The following is a 23,539-nucleotide window of genomic DNA, read 5'->3' on the forward strand; positions in this document are numbered from 1 at the left end:
AGCGCATGAATTTCGAACTGACCGAGGTGACGCGGCGTTTTGGCAAGAAGATTGCCGTGGAGGCCGTGACCCTGTCCATTCCGCATGGGCAGATGGTCGGCATTATCGGTCGCTCCGGTGCGGGAAAGTCCACTTTGCTGCGGATGATCAACCGCTTGGCCGATCCGACCTCCGGGTCGATGCGGTTCGGCGATCAGGACGTGACGCGCCTCAAAGGCTCGGCGTTGCGCAGCTGGCAGCGCGATTGTGCGATGATTTTTCAGCAGTTCAACCTGGTACCGCGCCTGGATGTGCTCACCAATGTCATGCTGGGGCGTCTCAACCATCGCTCCACGGCGCTGAGCATCCTCAATATCTTCTCCCGCGAAGAGCGGATCATGGCGATTGCCGCTTTGGAGCGGCTTGGCATCGAGCAGACGGCCTTGCAGCCAGCTGGCACGCTGTCGGGTGGTCAGCAGCAGCGGGTGGCTATTGCCCGCGCACTGATGCAGGCGCCGAAAATGCTGCTGGCCGACGAGCCGATCGCCTCGCTCGATCCGCTGAACGCCAAGATCGTCATGGATGCGCTGCGCGACATCAACGAGCGCGAAGGCATTACCGTGATCACCAATCTGCACACGCTGGATACGGCGCGGTCCTATTGCGAGCGAATCATCGGCATGGCGGCGGGCAAGGTGGTGTTCGACGGTCCGCCGGATGCGCTGACGGCGCAGGCGGTGCAGGAGATCTATGGCACTGGCCAGGATGGCAACGGCATTGACGAGAGCATGACATCGACCGCGATCCGCCTGCCGAAGCCGGAGGTTGCCCTTTCCGTGCCGATGGTGGCGGCCACCGCAAGCTGAACTGCTAATTATGCTCTAAAACCAATAGCTTTGCTGTCGAGGCTTTTCAGCCTGATGGCACCGCCTTCGCTTGCCCGCGTCAAAGGCGCCTTTCTTATACCAAGAGACAGATTCCGGCCCTGCGGGAAAACCAGACCGGAAAACCAGGAGAGAGACCATGTTGAAGAAAATTCTGCTTGCCTCCGTGACGCTTCTGTCGCTGGCCGGCGTGGCTGCTGCCGAAGACCTGAAGGAATTCCGCATCGGCATTCTCGGCGGCGAGAACGAAGCCGACCGGTTGCGCAATTACAACTGCCTGTCCGATCACCTGAAGAAGGAATTCGGCTTCACCAAGGTCTCGCTGTTCCCGGCATCCGACTATGACGGCGTTATCCAGGGTCTTCTGGGCGGCACGCTTGATTACGCCGAGCTTGGCGCTTCCGGCTATGCCAAGGCTTATCTGGCCAACCCGAAGGCCGTTGAGCCGATCCTGACCACGGTACAGACCGATGGCTCGATGGGCTATTATTCGATCATGGTGGCCCGCAAGGACAGCGGCATGACCAAAGTCACCGACATCAAGGGCAAGAAGCTCGGTTTTGCCGATCCTGACAGCACGTCTGGCTACCTGATCCCGACCGTGACCCTGCCTGACGCGCTCGGCGGCAAGCCGGTCAAGGAATATGTGGCATCGACAGGCTTTGGCGGCGGCCATGAAAACCTGGTTCTCGAAGTGCTGAAGGGCACGTTCGATGCTGGCACCACCTTCGGCTCCGGCGTTGGCAATTTCAAGGACGGCTACACGTCAGGCAACCTGCGCAAGATGGTTGATAAGGGCGTCCTCAACATGGACGACCTGGTGGAACTGTGGAAGTCGCCGCTGATCCCGAACGGCCCGATCGTCATCCGCTCCTCGATGAACGACGACATGAAGACCAAGGTCAAGGCCTTCATGATGGACCTGCCGAAGACCGACGCCGCCTGCTTCTCCGCCATCGAAGGCGGCGATTTCAAGGGCTTTGCGGCTGTGAATGTCGATTTCTACAAGCCGGTCATCGACGCCCGCAAGGCAACCATCGGCGGCTGATCGCAGCTGAAAGCATCAGAGCCGCCGGAGCAATCTCCGGCGGCTTACCCATTTGTCCATTTTGGAAAGTGCCAGATGAGCCATACCGCCAGATTGTCCTTGTTGAGCGAACAAGGGCGTGTGATCGAGAGCCACTGGAATGCGCTGGCGCAAACCCGCCGCCTTTACACAGTAGCCGGTCTTGCCGTGTTGTTTCTGGCACTGGCAGGATCGCTATGGTTTGCCAATGATACCAATTCCGGAAAATTCTTCGACCGTCTGCCGCATCTGTTCGATTTCGTCGAAACGCTCATTCCGCGCGATGGCAATGAGATCTGGCGGGCGATGTTCGACCTGCCGTCGCCCTATGACGATGGCAGTCTGAAATACAATTATCCTGAAGGGCGCTACTATCTCACCCAGACGCTTTATATCCCGGAATATTTCTACAAGATGATCGAGACGCTGAATATCGCACTGGTCTCGACCCTGATTGGCGGCATGTTGGGCTTTTGTTTTTCCTTCATGGCGGCCCGCAATATGATGCCGAACAGGTTCATCCGCTGGCCGGTGCGCCGCTTCATGGAATTGCTGCGAGCCTTTCCGGAAGTGGTGCTGGCCGGGTTTTTCCTCGCCATTCTCTCCATCGGCCCGATCCCGGCGATGATTGCGGTCTCAGTCCACACGGTCGGCGCGCTCGGCAAGCTGTTTTTCGAAGTGGTGGAAAATGCCGATATGAAGCCGGACGAGGGCCTGCGTGCCGTCGGCGGCAGTTGGCTGGAGCGGCTGTGGTTCGGCATGGTGCCGCAGGTCATGCCGAATTTCATCAGTTACGCCCTGTTGCGCATGGAAATCAATGTGCGCGCATCAACGATTATTGGTGCGGTCGGCGGTGGCGGCATTGGCGAACCCTTGCGCCTGTCGATCAGCCAGGGCCATGCGGCAAAAACCGTCGCCATCATCATCCTGCTCCTGACCACGGTGATCGCCGTCGATCAGTTTTCGGCCTGGTTGCGCCGCAAACTGGTTGGTGAGCAAGCCTTCCATGCTGTTTCCTGAGGTCCGGCCATGACACATCTCGACGCCACCCAAATGGACCTGATTGCCGCCCGCCATCCGGAGATCTTCCGCCGCAGCTTTTGGCAGCGCTACCGCGTGCCGCTGACCATTGTCCTGCTTGCGCTGTATTTCACCTTTTCCTGGTGGTTCTTTGCGGTTGGAAAAGTGGTCTCCAGCGCCAGCTGGGGGATTGCCGGCAACTACCTGGCCGATTGGGTTTCCTATGAGATCCGGCCCGAAATCAATATCGCGCCCGATGGGGCGATTTCCATTGCCTATTCGCGCTTCGACCCGATTGGTTCCAATCCGAACCCGGATTGGCTGGTGACCAAAAAAGAGATGATGACCCGCACGACTACTGCTGCCGATGCGCCAGCGGCAGCGGCACCCGCGCCAAAAGCTTCCAGCTTCAATTTCATGGCAGCAGCCCCGCAACAGGCGCCGGTCGCGGCCCAAGCAGCGCCGGTCACGCGCCAGGAAGAGGTGATCAGGGAGGCCGATGTCAACCTCGGCTCCAGCGCTTCGCTGCTGGTCAGCCCGGAAAGTGTAGTCCTGAACCGGGGCGCTGAGCGCGTCACCCTGATGCTTGACCGCAAGGCGGGCACCGTCCTTGCCGATGGGCCACTGCCGGGCTGGGTCGAACAGCGCGAACGCGGCGGCCGGGTCATGGCCTATTTCGGCTTTCAGGGCTGGGCGGATATCAGCGCCGACCGGGTCAGGGTGCGGAACCGGTTTTTTGGCTGGGCCAATTTTCTGTTCGATACCAATTCCGCATTTTTCGGCAGGCCCGCAACCGAAGTGGTCAGCCTGATCGCCACCGGTCCAAGGCTCGATCCCGACCGGTCCAACCTGTCGCTGGCCTGGAACGACATTCTCTACAATCCGTCCTGGCAGCATCTGGATGTCTGGACCAAGCTGGCGCAGACCCTGGTTATGGCCTTTGTCGGCACGGTGTTTGCCTCGCTGATCGCCTTTCCGCTGTCCTTCATCGCGGCGCGCAACATTACCCGCAACCGTCCGGTCAACCAACTGACCAAGCGGTTCTTCGATTTCCTGCGCTCGGTGGATATGCTGATCTGGGCGCTGTTTTTCACCCGCGCCTTCGGGCCGGGGCCGCTGGCCGGGATCTCGGCGATTTTCTTCACCGACACAGGCACGCTCGGAAAGCTCTATTCCGAAGCGCTTGAAAATATCGATGACAAGCAGCGCGAAGGGGTGAAATCGGTTGGCGCTTCGCCGCTCGCCGTGCAGCGCTTCGGCGTGTTGCCGCAGGTTTTGCCGGTCTTTGCATCGCAGGCTTTGTATTTCTGGGAATCCAACACCCGCTCGGCCACCATTATCGGTGCGGTCGGGGCGGGTGGCATTGGCCTGAAGCTCTGGGAAGCGATGCGCACCAACCAGAATTGGGAAAATGTCTGCTATATGGTGCTGTTGATATTGCTGGTGGTGTTTATCTTCGATGCCGTGTCCAACCTGCTGCGCTCAAAACTGATCGGCGCGCAAAAATGATCTTCCTCTGGTGCAGTTTCGGCATCGCCGCCTGCCAGACAAGGCTTGCTTCCATCGCTTGAGAAGGGTCAGATACAGGCTCTTCCAAGCTGATTCCCGGGATAGGATTGCCGTGCGTTACGCCCTTTATTTTACACCGCCCAAAGACGATCCGTTGACCCTTGCCGCCAAGCGCTGGCTGGGCCGCGATGCCTTCACCGGCGCGGATCTTGACCGGCAGCCGGTGGAAGGGTTTTCAGACGATGAGATCACCGCCTTGACCGCCGATCCGCGTCGCTACGGCTTTCATGCCACGCTGAAAGCACCGTTTTCCCTAAAGGAAGGTGAGAGCGAAGCAGCGTTGCTGGAGATGTTTTCGCGCTTCTGCAAGGCGACGCCCGCCTTTGAGATCCCGAAGGTCGTGGTCAATCAACTCGGCCCGTTTTTTGCCGTGGTTCCCGATTCGGCCCATCAACCCTTGCAGGATTTTGCCGCGTCGGTCGTTGAGGCTTTCGAGCCGTTTCGCGCCCCCTTGAGCGAGGCCGATATTATCAGGCGCAAGCCGGAAAATCTGTCCGAGCGCAAGCGAGCCCTGCTGGAAACCTGGGGCTATCCATATGTCATGGAGGAATTCCGCTTTCACATGACCCTGACCGGACCTGTGGACGCCGAGCGTAGCGATGCGATGCGCGCTGTGCTGGAGAACCGGTTCGCTGATTTTACCAACCGGGCGCTGCCGATTGGCGGGCTTGGCCTGTTTGTCGAGCCGAGCCGCAATGCGCCCTTTACCGTTCACCGCTGGTTGCCCCTTGCCGGGTCTGAAGGAAGTCTGTGATGTCGAATGAAACCGTGCTGTCCAATGCGACTGTGGTGCTGGAAAGTGGGCTGCTTCTGAAGGGCGCTGTGGTCATTCGCGATGGGTTGATTGCCGAAATTTCAGAAGGCAACAGCCGCATAGGCGAGGATTTCGGCGGCGATTATCTGATCCCCGGTCTGGTCGAGCTGCACACCGATCATCTGGAATCGCATTATTCGCCACGACCCGGCGTGCGTTGGAACAAGACGGCGGCCATTCAGGCCCATGATGCGCAGATCGTCACCTCAGGCATTACCACCGTGTTCGATTGTCTGCGGATGGGGTCGGACGAGGATGGCGGGTTTGAGAAGGGCGAAATGCGCGATATGGCCGATGCCATCCAGGCCGCCGAGAAGGATGACCGTCTCCGCGCCGAGCATCTGCTGCATCTGCGCTGCGAAGTGGCGTCTGACAATGTCCTCGACCATTTTTCTGATTTCGAACAGGACCCGCATGTGCGGCTGGTGTCGTTGATGGACCATTCCCCGGGTCAGCGCCAGTTCCAGACGATGGACCAGTACACGCTTTATTATAAGACCAAGAAGGGGCTCACCGACGAGGCCTTTGCCCGCTTTGTCGAAAAGCGGCTGGAGGCTTCCGCGCAATATTCCGGCCAGCACCGTGATACGCTGGCCCGCATCTGCGCCGAGCGCGGCATTACGGTTGCCAGCCATGATGATGCGACGCTTGCCCATGTGGAAGAGGCCAAGGGCCATGGTGTGCGTCTGGCCGAGTTTCCGACCAGTCTTGAAGCCGCCGATGCCTCGCACCAGGCGGGGATGAGCGTGCTGATGGGCGCGCCCAACGTGGTGCGCGGTGGCTCCCATTCCGGCAATATTGCCGCAACCGATCTGGCCGAGCGCGGCGTGCTCGACGTGCTGTCTTCCGATTATATCCCGCTCAGCCTGCTGCACGCGCCTTTCGTGCTCGCCCATCGCTATGAGGCGATCAGCCTGCCGCAGGCTCTGGCCATGGTGACTTCGACGCCGGCCCGCACCGTCGGGCTGGAAGATCGGGGCCGGATTGCCCCTGGCCTGCGCGCCGATCTGGTGCGGGTGCGCTACAGCGAAAATCACGGTGGCGTGCCGGTGGTACGCTCCGTCTGGCGCCAGGGCAGAAGGGTTGCGTGATGGCGCCGCATTCCGCCATGCCCGGTAACGTGCCTGATCATCCGGGTGCCAAGGCTGAAGATAAGGGCCGGATGATCGTCGTGGTCGGCCCAAGCGGAGCGGGCAAGGATAGTCTGATTGCCTATGCCAAGCGGTATTTTACCGAACAGGTTGATGCCCAGTTCTGCCCCGTACATTTCGTCCAGCGGGTCATCACAAGGGCCGCCGATGCGGGCGGCGAGGATCATCGCCCGGCCAGTCCTTCCGAGTTTGATGATCTGAAGGCCGCTGGCTGTTTTGCGGTCGATTGGGATGCGCATGGCCTAAGCTATGGCATTCCTGACGATGTGCATCGCTGGCTATCGAATGGCAGCGTGGTGATCGCCAACGGCTCACGCTCGGTACTTCCCCGGTTTGCACAGGTCTTTCCGCGAATGCTGGTGGTCAATGTCACCGCCCGCCCCGAGGTTCTGGCCGATCGGCTGGAGGCGAGGGGCCGGGAAAGCCGCGAGGACATTCTGCAAAGGCTACAACGCAGCCCGCCTGACATTCGCGGCGACTACCCTGTCGTGACCATCGACAATTCCGGCCCGTTGGAAGAGGCGGGCAGGCGTTTCATCGAGACGATTGAAGCGGCTAAAAAATTCTAATCAGCACGAACCAAACTTAAGGCGTTGCAACGTTCTTTGTGGGTTTTATAAATTGCACTGTGCTGTAGAGTTTGCTTGGTGCTGTCTCAGAGCAGACCATAGCCTTTTTTATGAAGTTACCGAAGAGGGGTTGCCGCCACGCTCGTATCCTTAGCAGGGGTCTGATCCTTAGCGGCGGGCTGGGCAGGTTTCCTGACGGGGTTCTGGGCTGTGTCCTTGGACGCCAATTGTTTCCAGGTATTCTGCTGGTTCAGCATGGTGCGCAGATAGGCCACATTGGCCTCTGCCTGGTCGGGTGAAAGTTCGGCTCTTGCAATCCGGTCGGCCTCGTCGAAACGGCCTTGAAGGCCGACGACAAGGGCAAGGTTCTGGCGAACCCGGCTGTCGGCGCCGGGTTGCTGGGATGCGCTGCGCAGATAGGTTTCAGCGGTTTTCAGATCGCCGCCGAGCAGATAGGACATGCCCATATTCGACAGGATCGAAGGTTCGTTGGGCTGGATCTGCAAGGCTTGCTGATAAGCGGCGCGCGCCTCCTGGGTGCGGCCGAGCTGGTCGAGAACCGCGCCCTGGGCAGAATACAGCCGCCAATCTGGCCGGTCGGGGGTCTGGGCACGGCCAATCGTCGTCAAGGCCTGTTCCAGCTGGCCGGCGGCGGCCTGTGCCTTGCCGTAGGCGGCAAGCACTTGGCGGTCATTTGGATTGGCGATCACCACTTGCTGCATGACAGATAAAGCCTGCGGCGCGCGGCCGCCCATCTGTAACAGATTGGCATAGGCCACGCCAACCTGCGCGTTCTTGCGATTTTTCTCATAGGCCCGGCCCATGCTATCGGTGGCCATGGCGATTTCGCCCGGCGTCATCTGATCAACGGGCTTGGTCATGCTCGGGATCGAGCCGGTCGACATTTTGTCGGTATTGGAGGTGGTGGCGCAGCCCGTCAGCGCCAGCGCCAGAGCAAACACCGAAAGAGCCGGCAGTGCCCCACAAATCTGAATGGATGAACGCCAAACAGCCATCACTCTATCCCCATACCCCTGAATTCACAGGCGGACGAATCACCGCCATCGACCCTGCAACCATAGAAAAGCAATAATCTGTTAACCCTAATGGAGTGTTAAAATGCCTCTGGTCTACGAGACCATCCGGCGTTTGACATTTTAGTCAGCCGTATATCTGCGGGAAAAATCGGACCCGGCCTTCTCACCAGAGAAAACCTCCGCGAAGGAACCGATTCTAAGGAATTTTGCGGTAAAGCTGACTGTGAAGTGATGGAACAGCAAAAGGGCAATCATGGCACCCTATCAATATATTGAAAGACCCACCCCGTTTCTGACCAAGGGCGGTAAGTCCCTGCCGATTTTCGCGGTGACGCCGGCCCATATCGAAACCGGAGCGATTGACCCTGTTGCGCTCGATTGGGCGAAGAAGGCAGGTTACAAGGCGGATGTGGGTTCGCTGCTGTTGATCCCCACCAGCGATGGACAATTGGGCGGAGCGCTCCTTGGCCTCGGCGGCGCGCCAGGAGAAAATCCGTTTCTGGCGGGCAAGCTGGCGCGGGCATTACCGGCTGGCGACTGGCATATCGAGACCGCGCCATTGACGGCCAACCGGTTGGTTCTGGGCTATGGCCTGGGCAGCTATCGTTTCGAGCGCTATAAGGCCGAGCGTTCGGATCATCCCAAACTGCTGATGCCTCAGGATGCGGATGCCAGCGACATTGCCCGCCAGCTGGCAGGCGTTTTCCTGGCCCGAGACCTGATCAATACGCCCACCAATGACATGGGGCCGGTAGATCTGGAAAAAGCCTTCCGGGCGCTGGGCGATCATTATAAGGCAGAGGTCAGCGTGGTGATCGGCGATGAGCTGCTGCACCGGAATTTCCCGCTGGTTCACACCGTGGGCCGGGCCAGCGCCCAAGCGCCGCGGCTTCTCGAAATGCGTTGGGGCAAGAAGGGCCACAAGAAGATCACCCTGGTCGGCAAGGGCGTTTGTTTCGACACCGGCGGGCTGGATATCAAGCCGTCTTCATCCATGTTGCTGATGAAGAAGGACATGGGCGGCGCGGCCAATGTGCTGGGCCTTGCCCTGATGATCATGGATGCCAAGCTGAAGGTGGATCTGCGCGTCATCGTGCCTGCCGTGGAAAATTCCATAGCCGGCAATGCGTTCCGGCCCGGTGACATCTATACAAGCCGTCAGGGCCTGACGGTTCAGATCGACAATACGGATGCCGAGGGACGGTTGATCCTGGCCGATGCCCTGACCTATGCCGATGAAGAGGAACCGGACCTGCTGATTGACATGGCGACACTGACGGGGGCTGCCCGTGTGGCGCTCGGGCCGGATGTGCCGGCCTTCTTCTCCAATGACGATGCGCTTGCCTATGAGCTGGCAGATGCAAGCCTTGAAACTGACGACCCGATGTGGCGCCTGCCGCTTTTCCCTGGTTACGAGAAAATGGTCCGCTCGCAGATTGCCGACCTCACTAATGCACCTGCGGGCGGCATGGCAGGGGCAATCACCGCTGCGCTGTTCCTGAAGCGCTTTGTCACCCGAACGGCAAGCTGGGCGCATTTCGACATTTTCGGCTGGGCGCCGCAAGAGCGGCCTCATAGCCCGGTTGGTGGCGAGGCACAGGCGATTCGCGCGCTTTATCGCTATATCGCTGCGCTCAAATAAGCGAAAGCGTTGATGATGCTGTCTTCACCCTCGAGAGGTTTGAAAATCTCTCGAGGGTGAAGGTGCGCCGAAATCTGAAATCCGGCAATCTATCTTCAGTGACCATTCCTTAAGGCCGCTGCACTCATCATTTCTCAGTTGAAGAACCTGACGCCAGTTTGGGGTTATCAGGGCCTCAGTATTGTTGTGCCGTTTGACAGACTGTTCATCATCTGTTGACGACAAAGAGGCTATCGTTCATTTTTTATTTTGACTATGATTATCGTGTTTTGAGCGCCAGGAGCCGACTATTCCCAATGCCAGGTGTAAGACCTCTCCTTGATGAGTCCAGAGCGGTTATTCACCTAAACATCGTCAGCTGATCTCGAAAGCCTTTATTTTCAAAGCATTACAGGCCTGTTTGAAAAGCCTGATATCGCGCTAAAGCGCAAAAAGAACCGGTTTGGAGGGATTTTTATTTGAATTAAAATAATTATTCGGCATTTCAATTTTTACATGTTAAATTTCAAGACTTAGAAAATTCAAATTTTTTTTATTTTACATTGGCATCTCCGCTCCACACGTTTTCGGCGCATGGAACGGAAAAAGGAGATTGATTTAATGAATTTCAATATGAGAAAAATCGTTATAAATTCAGTATTTATTGGAATGGCAACAGGTTTTGGTGGCCTGACCATTGGCGGCGTGGCAACAGCTTCGGCGCAGGATGCCCAGGGTGCGCCGCCCGCTGGTGTTTATAAGCTAGACCCGACCCATGCCGACCTGACATGGTCGGTCAAGCACAATACGATTTCCAACTACACGGCCCGGTTTGGAAAGCTGGAAGCGACGCTTTCTCTCGACCCGGCGAAAATCGAAGCCTCCAAGATCGAGGTAACCATTGATCCGACGTCGGTGGATGTACCCTATCCAGCGGATTATAAAGCCACCCACGCCAAATCGCCTTATGCGACCTGGACTGAGGAGATCAGCAAGGATCCGAAAAAGCTCAACAGTGACGCCTTCCCGAAGATCACTTTCGCATCGACCAGCGTGAAGAAGACCGGTGACAAGACAGCGGAAATCGTCGGCAATTTGACATTCCTGGGTGTCACCAAGCCGGTGACACTGAATGCAACGCTGAACGGGGCGATTGACAGCCATCCATTTGCAGGCGTTCCCGCCATTGGATTTGCCGCGGAAGGTACGTTTGACAGAACGGCGTTTGGCCAACCTGTCGGTTACGTTGGCAAGGATGTGACGATTCGCTTTGATGGTGAGTTCATCCAGGACCCGGCAGCATCTCCATCCAAGTGATGGTTGACCTGAAGTGATGATGAAAGCAGCGCGTGAGGCACAGGCTTCTGCGTAAATGCCTTTGGGCCGATGGGATTGGTGGCGTAATCAGCATCCTCAATCGGCCCAGAGCCTGCGTCGCAACGGGCATTCGGCTCGCAGAATTTTCCGAATTTTATCATTGATAAATATAGGTTTTAAGAGCCATGAACACTGCGTTTCAGCACCAGACAATACCGCGGGCTGCGGTACGCTATACCGGCGTTGCCATCGCGTTGCATTGGGCGATCGCGCTGATGATCCTGTCGATGATCCCGATGGGATGGTGGATGGTGAGGGCCTTGAAAAAGCCTGAGACCCAGCAACTGGCCTATCAGCTGTTTCAGATCCACAAATCTATCGGCTTTGCCATTCTGGCTTTGACCCTGCTGCGCATCGTCTGGCGGGCAACCCATAAGCCGCCAGCCCTGCCATCCGGCATGAAGCTCTGGGAACGCTTTCTGGCCAATGCCACGCATATCGCTTTCTACGGCCTGATGCTGATCCTGCCCTTGACCGGCTGGATCTATGTGTCTTCCGGCTGGGCGATTGCAACGGATCGCCCGCTGGATGTCGCCACCTCCTGGTTTGGCCTGTTTCCAATTCCGCACCTTCCGGGTCTTGAGGGACATCGCAGCCTCGCCTACGGCGTGATGGGTGCCCATAGTTATATGGCTTACGGCGGTGCAGTGCTGATCGTTCTGCATGTCGCAGCGGCCTTGAAGCATCATTTTATCGAGCGGGATGGTGTTTTGGCGCAGATGGTGCCTTTTCTGCGGGCCGGTAAGGCTGCTCACAGCACGTCTGGCAAAGGGAAGACCAGCGGCTTGTCGCATGGCTTCGGCTTGGCGCTTGTCGTTATGGCGGCCGCCATCGGTTGGGTCCTGCATTTGCCGCCGCCGCTTGCCGAGCAGCCATCGGCGGTGGAGGCACAAGCTGAACCGCCCGCCACAGCGCCGCAGCCATCCGCAAATGCCAGCCAGGCCAACCCTGCGCAAACCGATGTCCAAACCGCGCCAGTCCAGGCGGCAACCGCCCCTGTCTGGGTAATCGATATGGCATCGTCCAGCATCGGCTTTGGTGGCACCCATGCAGGCAATGCCTTCAATGGCCGGTTTGAAGAGTGGAGCGGTGATATTCATTTCGATCCTGCCAATCTGCCTGGTTCGAAAGCGGTGATCCTGGTAAAAACGGCCTCTGCCAGAACCGGCGATGCGACCCAGGAAGGCTCGTTGAAGAATGGTGAATGGCTCAATTCGACGCGGTTTCCGGAAGCCAAATTCGAAACCACGGAATTTCGCGCCTTGGGAGGCGATCGCTATGAGGCGAAAGGCACTCTCAGCATTAAGAACAAACCTCTGCCGGTTGTTCTGCCTTTCAGCTTGAAAATGGAGGGCAACAAGGCGCAGGTGGAAGGTGCGTTGGAACTGGATCGCGCCGCCCTTAATCTTGGGATGTTTTCCGATCCATCGGCGGAATGGGTGTCGAAATCCATCTCTGTCAAGATTGCGGTGAGCGCAACTAAATCGGGCTCTTGATCGCATCCATCCATGACAGGCCCGGCCTCTTGCAGTGTCGGGCTTTGTCGTGTGATATATAACGGGTGCGAAACGAGAGCGGAGCAGACGATGAGCCTGGAACTGACCGCAACGGCGGCGCTGGGGCTTTGGCATCACGTGACCCTGCGCCAGGTGCAGGAAGATGGCCGCGACCTGACGCTGCGCCAGCTGTCAATCCTGTTGCATATCTATCTGGTTCCGCCGCCGCATACGGTCAGGGGGCTTGCCGCCACCCTCAAGGTCACCAAGCCGGTCATTACCCGCGCGCTCGATACCATGGGCGGCATGGGGTTTGTCGACCGGGTGCGCGATGACATGGACAAGCGCAATGTCATCATCAAGCGTACTGTGGCGGGCGCGCTTTATCTGGAAAAATTCGGCGACCTGATTATCGAGCAGGCGCGAGGCATGAGGACGTGAACATGCAACTGGACCGCCGGCTGAACGCCTATCGATCTGATCTGGCCGATGCGGCCCTGCGCGACCGGGTGGACGCGGAGCGCTATGTCATCGGCACACCGGCGCGCATTGCCGTGCCGGTTATCGCCTTGCGTCCGCGCCCGGATTTTGCCTGCGGAATTGATACGGAGGTGCTGCTGGGGGAAGAGGTTACGGTCTTCGACCGTGCCGATGGCTGGGCCTGGGTGAAGGCCGATCTGGATGGTTATGTCGGCTATGTGCCTGAAACGGCGATTGCCGCCATCGAGGCGCCGCCCACGCATTGGATAACAGTGCAACGCAGTTTTCTCTATACCGGCCCGGATCTGCGCTATCCCAATGCGCGGACCATCTCGATGGGGAGCCGGGTAACGGTCACCGGTGAAGCCGAGACCCGTGGCACCCGCTATTTTCTGTTGAGTGACGGTCAGGCGGTGATTGCCGATCATTGCCGCGCCCTGGGTACACCGGCAGGCGAGGATTATGTGGCCATCGCCGCCCGTTTTCTGGAAACGCCCTATCTCTGGGGCGGACGCAGCGGGCTTGGCATCGATTGCTCCGGCCTCGTCCAGCTCTCGATGCAGATGTGCGGGCTGAGCGCCCCGCGCGACAGCGACATGCAGGCGGCAGGACTCGGCAGTGCGGTTGACCGGAGCGATCTGCGCCGGGGCGACCTGATCTTCTGGAAAGGCCATGCAGGCATCATGGAAGACGAGCGCACCCTGCTGCATGCCAACGGTCACACGATGAGCGTCGCCCGCGAAGACGTGGACGCCGCCATCGCCCGGATCGGCTGGCTCTACCAGCAGCCGACCGGCTATCGCCGACCGGAACGGATCGCCTAGAGACCCACGCTTCGACCGGTCAACCCAATCAGGCGAAGCCTGTCAATGCGCCTCGTCCCAATTGTTGGCGGCGCGGGCGTCCACTTTGAGGGGGACGCGCATGGCGATGGCGGGCATGGCGGCATTTTCCATGGTGGAGACGATCACCGGCAAGGCAGCATCGATGGCCTCATCCTCGACCTCGAAGATCAGTTCGTCATGCACCTGGAGAAGCATCCGGGTTTTGTCACCGAGACCGGCCTTGGCCAGCGCCGGTTCCACCTGCACCATGGCGCGGCGGATGACATCGGCGGCGGAACCCTGGATGGGCGCGTTGATTGCCGCACGCTCGTTGAAGGCCCGCATCGACGGGTTGGAGGATTTGATCTCCGGGTAATGGGCGCGCCGTCCAAAGATGGTTTCGACATAACCGTGCTCACGCACAAAGGCCTTGGTGCTTTCCATATAGTCCTTGATGCCGGGGAAGCGCTCGAAATATTTCTTGATGTATTCGCCCGCTTCCGACCGCTCGATGCTGAGCTGGTTGGCAAGCCCGAAGGCGGAAATACCGTAGATAATCCCGAAATTGATTGCCTTGGCGCGGCGGCGCACCTCAGACGGCATGCCGTCCACCGGCACGCCAAACATTTCAGAGGCCGTCATCGCATGAATATCGACCCCATCGGCAAAGGCCTGGCGCAATTGCGGAATGTCAGCCACATGGGCCAGCACCCGCAGCTCGATCTGGCTGTAGTCGGCAGACAAGAGCTTATGGCCTGGGGTGGAAATGAAGGCGGTGCGGATCTTGCGGCCTTCGGCCGTGCGCACCGGGATGTTTTGCAGGTTCGGCTCGGAGGAAGACAGGCGACCGGTGGTCGTGGCCGCCATGGAATAGGATGTGTGGACCCGCTTGGTCTGCGGATGGACATAGCCGGGCAGGGCGTCGGTATAGGTTGATTTCAGCTTGGTCAGCTGGCGCCAGTCAACGATCTTGCGGGGCAGGGGCTCGCCCTGGGCGGCCAGATCTTCCAGCACCTGCGCAGATGTGGACCATTGGCCAGTCTTGGTTTTCGAGCCGCCGGGAAGGTTCATTCTGCCAAACAGGATATCGCCCAGCTGTTTGGGCGAACCGACATTGAAGCGCTCGCCAGCGAGTTCGTAAATTTCGTCCTCGAAGGCGGCGGCCTTCTGCGCCAACTCGCCAGACAGCCTCGAGAGGATCTGCCGGTCAATGGTAATGCCGCGCTCTTCCATCTCGGCCAGAACCGGCACCAGGGGCCGTTCCAGCCGCTCATAGACGCGCGCTAGACCTACGGCGGCAAGCCGTGGCTTCAGCACCAGCCAGAGACGCAGCGTGACATCGGCGTCTTCTGCGGCATAGGCGGTCGCCTTGTCGATATCGACGAGATCGAAGGTGACAAGCGATTTGCCGGAGCCTGCCACCTCCTTATAGGGGATGGGCGTATGTCCGAGCCAGCGTTCCGACAGGCTGTCCATGCCATGGGCGCCGACGCCAGCTTCCAGCACATAGGACAGCAGCATGGTATCGTCGAAGCCTCTGATAACAATGCCGTGCCGCTTCATGACAAGGTAATCGTATTTCAGGTTCTGCGCTATTTTCAAAACCGATGGATCTTCCAGCAGGCCCTTCAAGGCGGCGAGTGCCGCATCCATCGGGATCTGGTTTTCCGCCAGTTTCAGGCCATCGCTGAACAGGTCGTCTCGCCCGGTCTTGTGGCCAAGCGGCACATAGGCGGCGCGAATGGTTGCTGCGCCCGGCGACGCCGCATTGTCCTGAAGCGCGAGCGACACACCGACCAGATCGGCCTGCATTGGATCAAGCGAGGTGGTTTCGGTATCGAAGGCGACAACACCGGCCTCCCGCGCTGAGGCGATCCAGCCTTCCAGGGTGGAAAGATCGCGAATGGTCACATAAGTGGACCGGTCGATGGGCTGGCCACCAAAGGCTGATTGCCGGGCAGCGGCAAGATCGGCAGGCGTCGCGCCCTCGGCCTTGGCGGATTGTGCTGAGGGTCCGGCTTCTTGGCTGGAGGCTGGCAGCTGTGCAGCCTCACCGGCGTCGAGATCCGGGCCACGGGCCGCAGCACCCCATTCCACCGAAATCGTGGCGGGCTCAATGGCGCCAGCATCACACTCGCAATTGTCGGCGACGCGCCGTGTCAGCGAGGTGAATTCCATGGCTTTCAGGAAGGCCACCAGCTTTGGCCCATCCTGCTTTTCCAGCATCAGCGCGTCCAGCGGCATGTCCAGCGGCACGTCGGTGCGCAACGTCACCAATTGCCGCGACAGCTTGACCAGTTCGACCCCTGCCAGAATGTTTTCGCGTCGCTTGTTCTGCTTGATCTCGGAGGCCCGCGCCATCAGCGTTTCCAGGTCGCCATATTCCTCAAGCAGCTGCGCCGCCGTCTTCGGGCCGATGCCGGGAATGCCGGGAATGTTATCGGTGCTGTCGCCGGTCAGCGATTGCAGGTCAATCATCTTTTCCGGCGGCACGCCCCATTTCTCGATGACATCGGGAATGCCGATCTGCTTGTCCTTCATACTGTCATACATATGGACATTGGCGGTCACCAGCTGCATCAGGTCCTTGTCGGAGGAGACGATGGTGACATCCGCGCCGATGGCTTCGGCAGCCCGGGCATAGGTGGCGATAATGTCGTCGGCCTCGAAACCCTCGGTCTCGATGCAAGGCAGGTTGAAGGCCCGCGTTGCCTGGCGGATCAGCCCGAATTGCGGCACCAGATCTTCCGGCGGGGCGGAGCGATTGGCCTTGTATTCTGGATAGAGATCCTTGCGGAAGGTTTTTGACGAATAGTCGAAAATCACCGCCAGATGGGTGGGCGTGACGCCGACTGACGTGTCACGCGCCTCGGTCAGCAGCTTCCACATCATATTGCAGAAGCCCGAGACCGCGCCGACCGGCAGCCCGTCCGATTTGCGGGTCAGTGCCGGAAGCGCATGGAAGGCCCGGAAGATGAAGCCGGAGCCGTCGACAAGAAAGAGATGATCGCCTTTTTTCATGCGCCAAGGGATAGCGCGGCGGCTCAAAAAGGTCCATGCCACATCACGCCAAAACCGTTTACAGAGTGAAGTGACGAATTTTCTGTGTCATCACGAAAAGCTTACCGCTTTGTAATCATTCCTTCCCTTGAAAAAACACATTTGGCCGCGCATTTACTAGTCAGCGGCGCACAATAAGCACCGCGGTCTGAAAGTCGGCTCGTCCCCCGCCGCTTCAGACTTCAGGACAAAGGCCTTATCCCCCCTCTCCGGGCCTTTGTCCCCTGTTACGAAAAGTCGTCACGGCGCCGCCTCCAGCCGTGACGACTTTTTTGTTTGTGCCTGGCATTTCTGCTATAAAGGTGGCCACATTGCCTCGGCTTTGAAACCGGCCTATCATCGCCGCTATGCTGTTTGATCGTCGGCAATCGCCAACCTATCTCGTGAGCCAGCTCGCCAAGGAATTTGCCCGTGCCTTGCAGGTTCGGGCCGAGGGGCTCGGCTTTTCCGCCGGTCAGTTCCCAATCCTGCTGGAGCTTTGGGAAGAGCAAGGCCTGACCCAGAAGCAATTGCTGGAGCGGGTGGCCGTGGAACAGGCGACCATGGCCAATACCCTGTCTCGCATGGAGCGCGACGGATTGATCGAACGAAAGCCGCATCCGACAGATAGGCGCGCCCAACTGGTTTTCCTGACCGCCAAGGGCGAGGGGTTGCGGGATCAGGCGATTTCCGCTGCCTGCGAGGCCGATGAGGCGCTTTTTCATGGTTTTCGACGGTTCGAGAAGGAATTGATGCTGGAATTCATCCGCCAGGCACTGGAAAATGCCCGCAGTAGCGAAAATGGCCCAAATATTTGAGGCTGCTTGTCTCGAAACTGTCGGGCTCATGGTCTATCGTCCCCGCTGATTTGAACAGTCCAGGACATGCCCATGACCGATCTAGCCCCCATTCTCGCCGAGGCCGACAAGGCGCTGCCGCAGAGCCTTGATCGGCTTTTCGACCTTGTGCGTATTGCCTCGATTTCCACCGACCCGGCCTATAAGGCCGATTGCCGCAAGGCAGCGGAATGGCTGGCGAATGAGCTGACGGACCTTGGCTTTACTGCCTCCGTGCGCGACACGCCCGGTCACCCGATGGTCGTTGGCCATCACGATGCTGACCGCGCGGACGCGCCACATGTGCTGTTTTACGGCCATTACGATGTGCAGCCGGTCGATCCGCTCAATCTTTGGGAAAACGATCCGTTCGAGCCTGCCATCAAGGAAATCGAGCCGGGCCGTAAGGTGATCACCGGCCGCGGCACCTCTGATGACAAGGGCCAATTGATGACCTTTGTCGAGGCCTGCCGGGCCTATAAGGCCGTGCATGGCGGCTTGCCTATCAAGATCACCATTCTGTTCGAGGGCGAGGAAGAATCCGGCTCGCCTTCGCTAAAGCCATTTCTTGCGGCCAATGCGGGTGAGCTGAAATGCGATTTCGCCCTGGTCTGCGACACCGGGATGTGGGACCGCGAGACCCCGGCGATTGCAGCGGCCCTGCGCGGCCTGGTCGGCGAGGAAGTGACCGTGACGGCGGCGGATCGCGATCTGCATTCCGGCCTGTTCGGCGGAGCTGCGGCCAATCCGATCCACATTCTCGCCAAGGTGCTGGCCGACCTGCATGACGAGACGGGCCGGGTCACCATTGATGGTTTCTACGAGGGTGTTGAGGAAACGCCGGCCAATATCAAGGCCTCCTGGGAAAAGCTGGGCCGCACCGCCGACACGTTTCTCAATGATGTCGGCCTGTCGATCCCCTCAGGCGAAAAAGGCCGCAGCGTGCTGGAATTGACCTGGGCGCGTCCGACCGCCGAAGTCAACGGCATTACCGGCGGCTATACCGGCGAAGGCTTCAAGACTGTGATCGCCTCGAAAGCGTCGGCGAAGGTTTCTTTCCGTCTGGTCGGTGAGCAAGACCCGGCGAAGATTCGCGAAAACTTCCGGGCTTTTGTCACGGCGCGCATTCCCGGCGATTGCTCGGTTGAATTTCAAGAGCATGGGGCATCACCGGCCATTCAGCTTCCGTATGATTCGGCCTTCCTGACCAAGGCTAAATCCGCTCTGTCGGATGAATGGCCAAAGCCCGCCGAAGTGATCGGCATGGGCGGCTCTATCCCGATTGTCGGGGATTTCCAGACCATTCTCGGCATGGATTCGCTGCTGGTTGGATTTGGCCTGGTGGATGACCGCATTCACTCACCCAATGAAAAGTATGAGCTGGCGTCCTTCCATAAGGGTATCCGCTCCTGGATCCGCATTCTGGACGCGCTGGCGCACTGACATCAAACACGCAATTACGGCAACGCCCGGACGAACTCCGGGCGTTTTCATTTGGATCGCCTATCGTAGCGGGGGGAAGGATAAGGGGCCTAGAGCATCGTACAGAAAATCGGAACCAGCACGATGCTCTAAGTTTTTGTTTACGCATCGGATTTATCCGAAAACCGGTTCCCACTTTTCGGTCCGATGCTCTAAAAAGCAAAAAGGCCGGGGAGTAAACCCGACCTTTCCAAAACTCGCTCTTATCGTTGCCAGTACATCCGTGGTCAACGAAGCGCGAGGCTTCAACCTGAAGGAGGACCGGGTTCTCACCCTGTTTGCCGCCTTTGAATGAGTATCGCGCCAAATGCCTAAACTTGTATTAAGCATCGTCAGCGACCTCGGCAGCAATGCCCCGTCCTTCACGTCTTCATTGTAAATGGCATCTCATTGCGGCTTTTCAAGGGCTCGAGTTGATTTTCTTGCCAGTTATTTTCTTGGTCATACCGATGTCTACAAGATCATCCCGATGTCTGTTAGATCATCCGATGTTTGTAAGCTCTTGCAGGTCTGCGCTCATCCTTTTATGAAAAGACTATGAGCCTTACATCCGTCCAAGATTTCTTTTCGGCCCATGCGCCGGATATAACCGTGATTGAAACCGAGCAAAGCTCGGCCACCGTGCCTTTGGCTGCCTTGGCGCATGGTGTTGAGCCGGATCAGATCGCCAAGACCCTCTGTTTGCGGGTTGGTGACGTCACAATGCTGGTGGTTGCCGCAGGCGAACGGCGGCTGGACAACAAGAAGTTCAAGGAGCGGTTCGGGGGCAAGCCCCGTATGCTGGGAGCGGAGGAGGTCGTGGCGCTGACCGGCCATCCGGTGGGTGGCGTTTGTCCTTTCGGGCTGGCGACGCCGCTTCCGGTGTTTTGCGATATGTCTTTGCAGCGTTTCGACATTGTCGTCCCGGCTGCCGGTGCCACCAATTCCGCCGTCAAGATCGCGCCGCAACGCATAGCCGATCTCACCGGGGCTGAGTGGGTTGATGTCTGCCAGTAAGATGAAGGGTCATTGGTCACAGTGACCGAATACAAAAAAGGCGGCGCATCCTGCGCCGCCTTTCCTCCTCGCCATAAAACGACGAATGCCTATCATCCGAAACTGCGTGGCAGTTTCAGACCTGTGCCTTAATACCAGCGACGGCGAGGCTCTGGGGTGGACTGGCTTGCCACCAGATAACCAATGAACGCACCCACCAGGGCAATGCCAAGCAAAGCAGTGGATGTTGCGGTCGGATGCTCGCGCACGATACCGGCAACCGATGTTGCCTCATCCTTGGCGTAGCGTGCCACGTCCTGCGCACTGCGGGCAGCGTTGCTCAGCGCGTGGGATGTGGTGCCGCGAACCTGATCGGCCACAGAATGACCCTGTTCAGCCAACTTGTCCTTCAATTGCGCGATCTGAGCCTGAAGCTCACGCATTTCAGCTTGCATACGCGTCGTATCAGCCATGGGTAACTCCCTGTTGTGTTTTCGGGAAAATAACGGTTCCATGCCGCTTTGGTTCCATTCGGTTCTCGAAAAGACCGCAATGGGATGGAATCAACGGACAGACATTGCCTATCCCATCAGTCTTCCATCCATGCCCAAGACATTATAAGCAGAGGATTGAAGCAGCCCTTACGATTACCCTTCCGGAGAACGGCCCGCGCGCCATGGCAGGCATGAAAAAGTCACGAAACCGCATTGAGCCCAGGCTTGGCGACGCTGAGAATGAGGATGGTGACGAGATCAGGCTCGACAGCAATGATCGCGTGCTCGGCGGACGCTCGGCTTCGGCTGGGAAAAAAATGCCGGCCACCAGTTCCAAACGGTCGAAAGAGGTTGCCGATCCGCGCCCGAAGCGGGAGAAAGTCCGGTCCGGCGGCCTCTTGGGTGGTATCCGCAGGCTGTTCTACTGGTGCGTGGTGCTGGGCATATGGGGAACGATCGGCGTCGTTGGCCTGGTCATTTATTTTGCCGCCCAGATGCCGAGCGCCAGTTCCTGGACCGTGCCGGCTCGCGCGCCGAATATCAAGATTGTCTCTGTCGATGGCGCATTGATCGCCAATCGCGGTGTCACCGGTGGCGAAGCCTTGTCCATCGATGAAATGTCGCCCTATCTGCCGGAAGCAATCGTGGCGATTGAGGACAAACGGTTTTACCACCATTTCGGTGTCGATTTCATCGGGGTTGGCCGCGCCTTCGTCACCAATATTCTGCTGGGCCATAAGGCCCAAGGCGGATCGACCATCACGCAGCAATTGGCCCGAAACCTGTTTCTGTCGCCCAAGAAGACCTTTGAGCGCAAAGTGCAGGAAGTGCTGCTGTCACTGTGGCTGGAGCAAAAATATACCAAGGATCAGATCCTGGCCATGTATCTGAACCGGGTCTATTTTGGCGACAATGCTTATGGCGTCGAAGCGGCATCGCGTCGCTATTTCAATACCTCTGCGCGTGACGTCAATCTGGGTGAAGCGGCACTTTTGGCCGGCCTGGTTCAGGCGCCATCGCGGTTGTCGCCGGTCAATGATCCAAAGCCAGCCCAGGATCGGGCCAAGATCGTGCTGGGCGCCATGCGCGAACAGGGCTACATCACGGACAGCGACTTTGACCGCGCCATGAAACAGTCCCCGGACCACGCCAAGCGGCAGGCCGATGGTGCAGGCCAATATGTGGCCGATATGGTGGCGGGCCAGTTGAAAGGGCTGATCGGCGAGGTCAAGCAGGACATTGTCGTGACCACGACCATCGATCCGACGCTGGAGGATGCGGCGCAGGCAGCAATTGCCGCCACGCTGGACAAGGACGGCAAGAAATCCAATGCCTCGCAAGCGGCTCTTGTCGCCATTGATGGCAATGGCGCGGTGCGCGCTTTGGTCGGTGGTCGGGATTATGCGACCAGTCAGTTCAACCGGGCCGTAACCGCCAAACGGCAGCCGGGTTCGGCTTTCAAGCCTTTCGTTTATGCCGCCGCCATGGAAATCGGCGATACACCCAGCACTGTGCGCAATGACGGTCCGGTGAAGATCGGTAATTGGACGCCAGAAAACTACGAGCAGAAATACAACGGACCGGTGACGCTTTCCTACGCATTCGCCCATTCGCTGAACACTGTGGCCGCCCAACTGGTGATGGAAGTCGGCCCGGATCAGGTCATCAAGCTTGCCCACCGGCTCGGCGTCGAATCGGATCTGCAAAGCAATGCGTCGATTGCGCTTGGCACGTCGGAAGTGTCGCTGCTGGAACTGACGGCAGCCTATGCGCCCTTCATGAATGGCGGATACAAGGCAACCCCGCATGTGATCAGCCAGATTGCCGATGCCGATGGCAAGGTGCTTTACACAGCCGATTACGGCGAGCCGCCACGGGTGCTCAATCAGCAGGTTGTCGGGCAGATGACCCGGATGATGGAATCTGTGATGACCGAGGGCACCGGCAAGGCGGCCAAGCTCAAGAATTGGCAGGCGGCTGGCAAGACCGGGACGACGCAATCATTCCGCGATGCTTTGTTTGTCGGCTTTACCAGCAATCTCACCACCGGCGTCTGGTTCGGCAATGACGACGGGGCGCCGATGAAGAAGGTGACCGGCGGCGGTCTTCCTGCCAAGACCTGGAAGGATTTCATGACGGTTGCCCATAAAGGCCTGACACCGGTGCCGTTGTTTGGCGATCCGACGCCACAGACCGAGGAAAGCCCGTCGCTGACGACGATGATCCAGCAGGTCCTGTCCGGCACGCCGTCCACGCCTGCCCCCGCCGATCAGGAAAACAGCTATCCGCCGGCACCACCAGCGCCTGTTAACACCCCGGGTCCGCTGTCCGGCAATGCTTCCGGCACTCAGCCTGGCGATGCCAACCAGGCCTATCCACCTCAGGCACGCCAGATACCAAACCAGAATACGGGACAAATCCCGGGCCAGGCCCCATTACAGCCGCGTCCGCCGGTCAATCCACGCGATGGCGCCGTTCTGGAGGGCCGGGTGCCGCCGGGGGCTTTGCGCCGCAACGATCCGATGCCTGAGGATGGCTATCCGGGTGAAGATCCCGACAGCAATCCTTACGGTGCCGATGGTGGCTATGCGCCTCCGGCTGACGTGGGTGAAGGACAACAGCCCCACGCGCAGACCCGTGGCGATGGAAAAACCACGTTGCTGGACGTGATCATGGGGCGGTAATGGCTTGATTTCGTATACGATGTCGCGTCTTTCACGTCCCGCATGCCTCAGGCAAGCAAAGTCTGTCACATCTGGCGGGATTTGGTCCAGATTGTATGGCGCCTTCACCTTGGGACTATCCGCAATACCTTGTTTTGCGGGA

18 protein-coding genes and 1 pseudogene are annotated in these 23,539 nt (G+C 58.8%); 16 read left to right on the forward strand and 3 right to left on the reverse strand.

The features are described from left to right. Positions 1–5 precede the first annotated feature (5 nt). The 7 genes from phnC (at position 6) to phnN (ending at position 7,052) form a co-directional block, all read left to right on the forward strand. A complete protein-coding gene (gene phnC / locus G6L01_RS17550; RefSeq protein WP_070163946.1) occupies positions 6–845 on the forward strand; it encodes a phosphonate ABC transporter ATP-binding protein in 840 nt (279 codons plus the stop codon). Positions 846–1,002: 157 nt separating this feature from the next. Next, positions 1,003–1,911: a phosphonate ABC transporter substrate-binding protein gene (gene phnD, locus G6L01_RS17555; RefSeq protein WP_070163945.1), complete on the forward strand. Its 909-nt coding sequence runs from the start codon at positions 1,003–1,005 to the stop codon at positions 1,909–1,911. Positions 1,912–1,986: 75 nt separating this feature from the next. Next, positions 1,987–2,949 carry a phosphonate ABC transporter, permease protein PhnE gene (gene phnE, locus G6L01_RS17560; RefSeq protein WP_070163944.1) on the forward strand — a complete coding sequence of 321 codons (963 nt, stop codon included), beginning with the start codon at positions 1,987–1,989 and terminating at the stop codon, positions 2,947–2,949. Positions 2,950–2,958: 9 nt separating this feature from the next. Next, positions 2,959–4,458, forward strand: a complete 1,500-nt coding sequence (phnE, locus tag G6L01_RS17565; protein WP_070163943.1) for a phosphonate ABC transporter, permease protein PhnE — start codon at positions 2,959–2,961, stop codon at positions 4,456–4,458. 112 nt (positions 4,459–4,570) lie between these two features. Next, positions 4,571–5,272 carry a DUF1045 domain-containing protein gene (locus G6L01_RS17570; RefSeq protein WP_070163942.1) on the forward strand — a complete coding sequence of 234 codons (702 nt, stop codon included), beginning with the start codon at positions 4,571–4,573 and terminating at the stop codon, positions 5,270–5,272. Beyond that, a complete protein-coding gene (locus G6L01_RS17575; protein WP_070163941.1) occupies positions 5,272–6,423 on the forward strand; it encodes an alpha-D-ribose 1-methylphosphonate 5-triphosphate diphosphatase in 1,152 nt (383 codons plus the stop codon). The genes G6L01_RS17570 and G6L01_RS17575 overlap by 1 nt, the downstream gene beginning before the upstream one ends. Beyond that, complete coding sequence (gene phnN / locus G6L01_RS17580; RefSeq protein ID WP_420359823.1) at positions 6,423–7,052, forward strand: phosphonate metabolism protein/1,5-bisphosphokinase (PRPP-forming) PhnN; 630 nt, start codon at positions 6,423–6,425, stop codon at positions 7,050–7,052. The genes G6L01_RS17575 and phnN overlap by 1 nt, the downstream gene beginning before the upstream one ends. Positions 7,053–7,258: 206 nt before the next feature. Here phnN and G6L01_RS17585 read toward each other — a convergent pair. After that, positions 7,259–8,068: pseudogene (locus G6L01_RS17585) on the reverse strand (tetratricopeptide repeat protein); the annotation flags it as partial. A gap of 274 nt (positions 8,069–8,342) precedes the next feature. Here G6L01_RS17585 and G6L01_RS17590 point away from each other — a divergent pair. From G6L01_RS17590 to G6L01_RS17610, 5 genes are all read left to right on the forward strand, one after another. Further along, positions 8,343–9,731 carry a leucyl aminopeptidase family protein gene (locus G6L01_RS17590; protein ID WP_070163940.1) on the forward strand — a complete coding sequence of 463 codons (1,389 nt, stop codon included), beginning with the start codon at positions 8,343–8,345 and terminating at the stop codon, positions 9,729–9,731. 648 nt (positions 9,732–10,379) lie between these two features. Beyond that, positions 10,380–11,027, forward strand: a complete 648-nt coding sequence (locus tag G6L01_RS17595; RefSeq protein ID WP_070163939.1) for a YceI family protein — start codon at positions 10,380–10,382, stop codon at positions 11,025–11,027. Between the two features lie 185 nt (positions 11,028–11,212). Continuing rightward, complete coding sequence (locus tag G6L01_RS17600) at positions 11,213–12,583, forward strand: cytochrome b/b6 domain-containing protein (RefSeq protein ID WP_070163938.1); 1,371 nt, start codon at positions 11,213–11,215, stop codon at positions 12,581–12,583. A 90-nt stretch (positions 12,584–12,673) separates the two neighbouring features. After that, the gene (locus G6L01_RS17605; protein ID WP_012654721.1) at positions 12,674–13,024 is read left to right on the forward strand and encodes a MarR family winged helix-turn-helix transcriptional regulator; all 351 of its coding nucleotides are present in this window, start codon (positions 12,674–12,676) and stop codon (positions 13,022–13,024) included. Positions 13,025–13,026: 2 nt separating this feature from the next. Continuing rightward, positions 13,027–13,887, forward strand: a complete 861-nt coding sequence (locus tag G6L01_RS17610) for a C40 family peptidase (RefSeq protein ID WP_070163937.1) — start codon at positions 13,027–13,029, stop codon at positions 13,885–13,887. Positions 13,888–13,929: 42 nt separating this feature from the next. Here G6L01_RS17610 and polA read toward each other — a convergent pair whose 3' ends face one another. Beyond that, on the reverse strand, positions 13,930–16,908 hold the full coding sequence (polA, locus tag G6L01_RS17615) for a DNA polymerase I (RefSeq protein WP_070163936.1): 2,979 nt from the start codon (positions 16,906–16,908) through the stop codon (positions 13,930–13,932). A gap of 386 nt (positions 16,909–17,294) precedes the next feature. On the opposite strand from polA, the gene G6L01_RS17620 reads away from it, so the two are divergent. The 3 genes from G6L01_RS17620 to G6L01_RS17630 all read left to right on the forward strand — a co-directional run bounded on the left by G6L01_RS17620 (position 17,295) and on the right by G6L01_RS17630 (position 20,240). After that, positions 17,295–17,744 (forward strand): MarR family winged helix-turn-helix transcriptional regulator, encoded by a 450-nt coding sequence (locus G6L01_RS17620; RefSeq protein ID WP_070163935.1) that lies wholly within the window; start codon positions 17,295–17,297, stop codon positions 17,742–17,744. Between the two features lie 72 nt (positions 17,745–17,816). Further along, positions 17,817–19,205 carry a M20/M25/M40 family metallo-hydrolase gene (locus G6L01_RS17625; RefSeq protein ID WP_070164049.1) on the forward strand — a complete coding sequence of 463 codons (1,389 nt, stop codon included), beginning with the start codon at positions 17,817–17,819 and terminating at the stop codon, positions 19,203–19,205. A 576-nt stretch (positions 19,206–19,781) separates the two neighbouring features. After that, complete coding sequence (locus G6L01_RS17630; protein ID WP_070163934.1) at positions 19,782–20,240, forward strand: YbaK/EbsC family protein; 459 nt, start codon at positions 19,782–19,784, stop codon at positions 20,238–20,240. 128 nt (positions 20,241–20,368) lie between these two features. Here G6L01_RS17630 and G6L01_RS17635 read toward each other — a convergent pair whose 3' ends face one another. Then, positions 20,369–20,692 carry a hypothetical protein gene (locus G6L01_RS17635; protein WP_012654727.1) on the reverse strand — a complete coding sequence of 108 codons (324 nt, stop codon included), beginning with the start codon at positions 20,690–20,692 and terminating at the stop codon, positions 20,369–20,371. Between the two features lie 203 nt (positions 20,693–20,895). On the opposite strand from G6L01_RS17635, the gene G6L01_RS17640 reads away from it, so the two are divergent. Next, entirely contained in the window at positions 20,896–23,397 is a 2,502-nt protein-coding gene (locus G6L01_RS17640; RefSeq protein WP_070163933.1) for a PBP1A family penicillin-binding protein, read from the forward strand. Positions 23,398–23,539 lie beyond the last annotated feature (142 nt).

It is taken from the genome of Agrobacterium vitis, assembly GCF_013337045.2.
Lineage (GTDB): Bacteria > Pseudomonadota > Alphaproteobacteria > Rhizobiales > Rhizobiaceae > Allorhizobium > Allorhizobium vitis_B.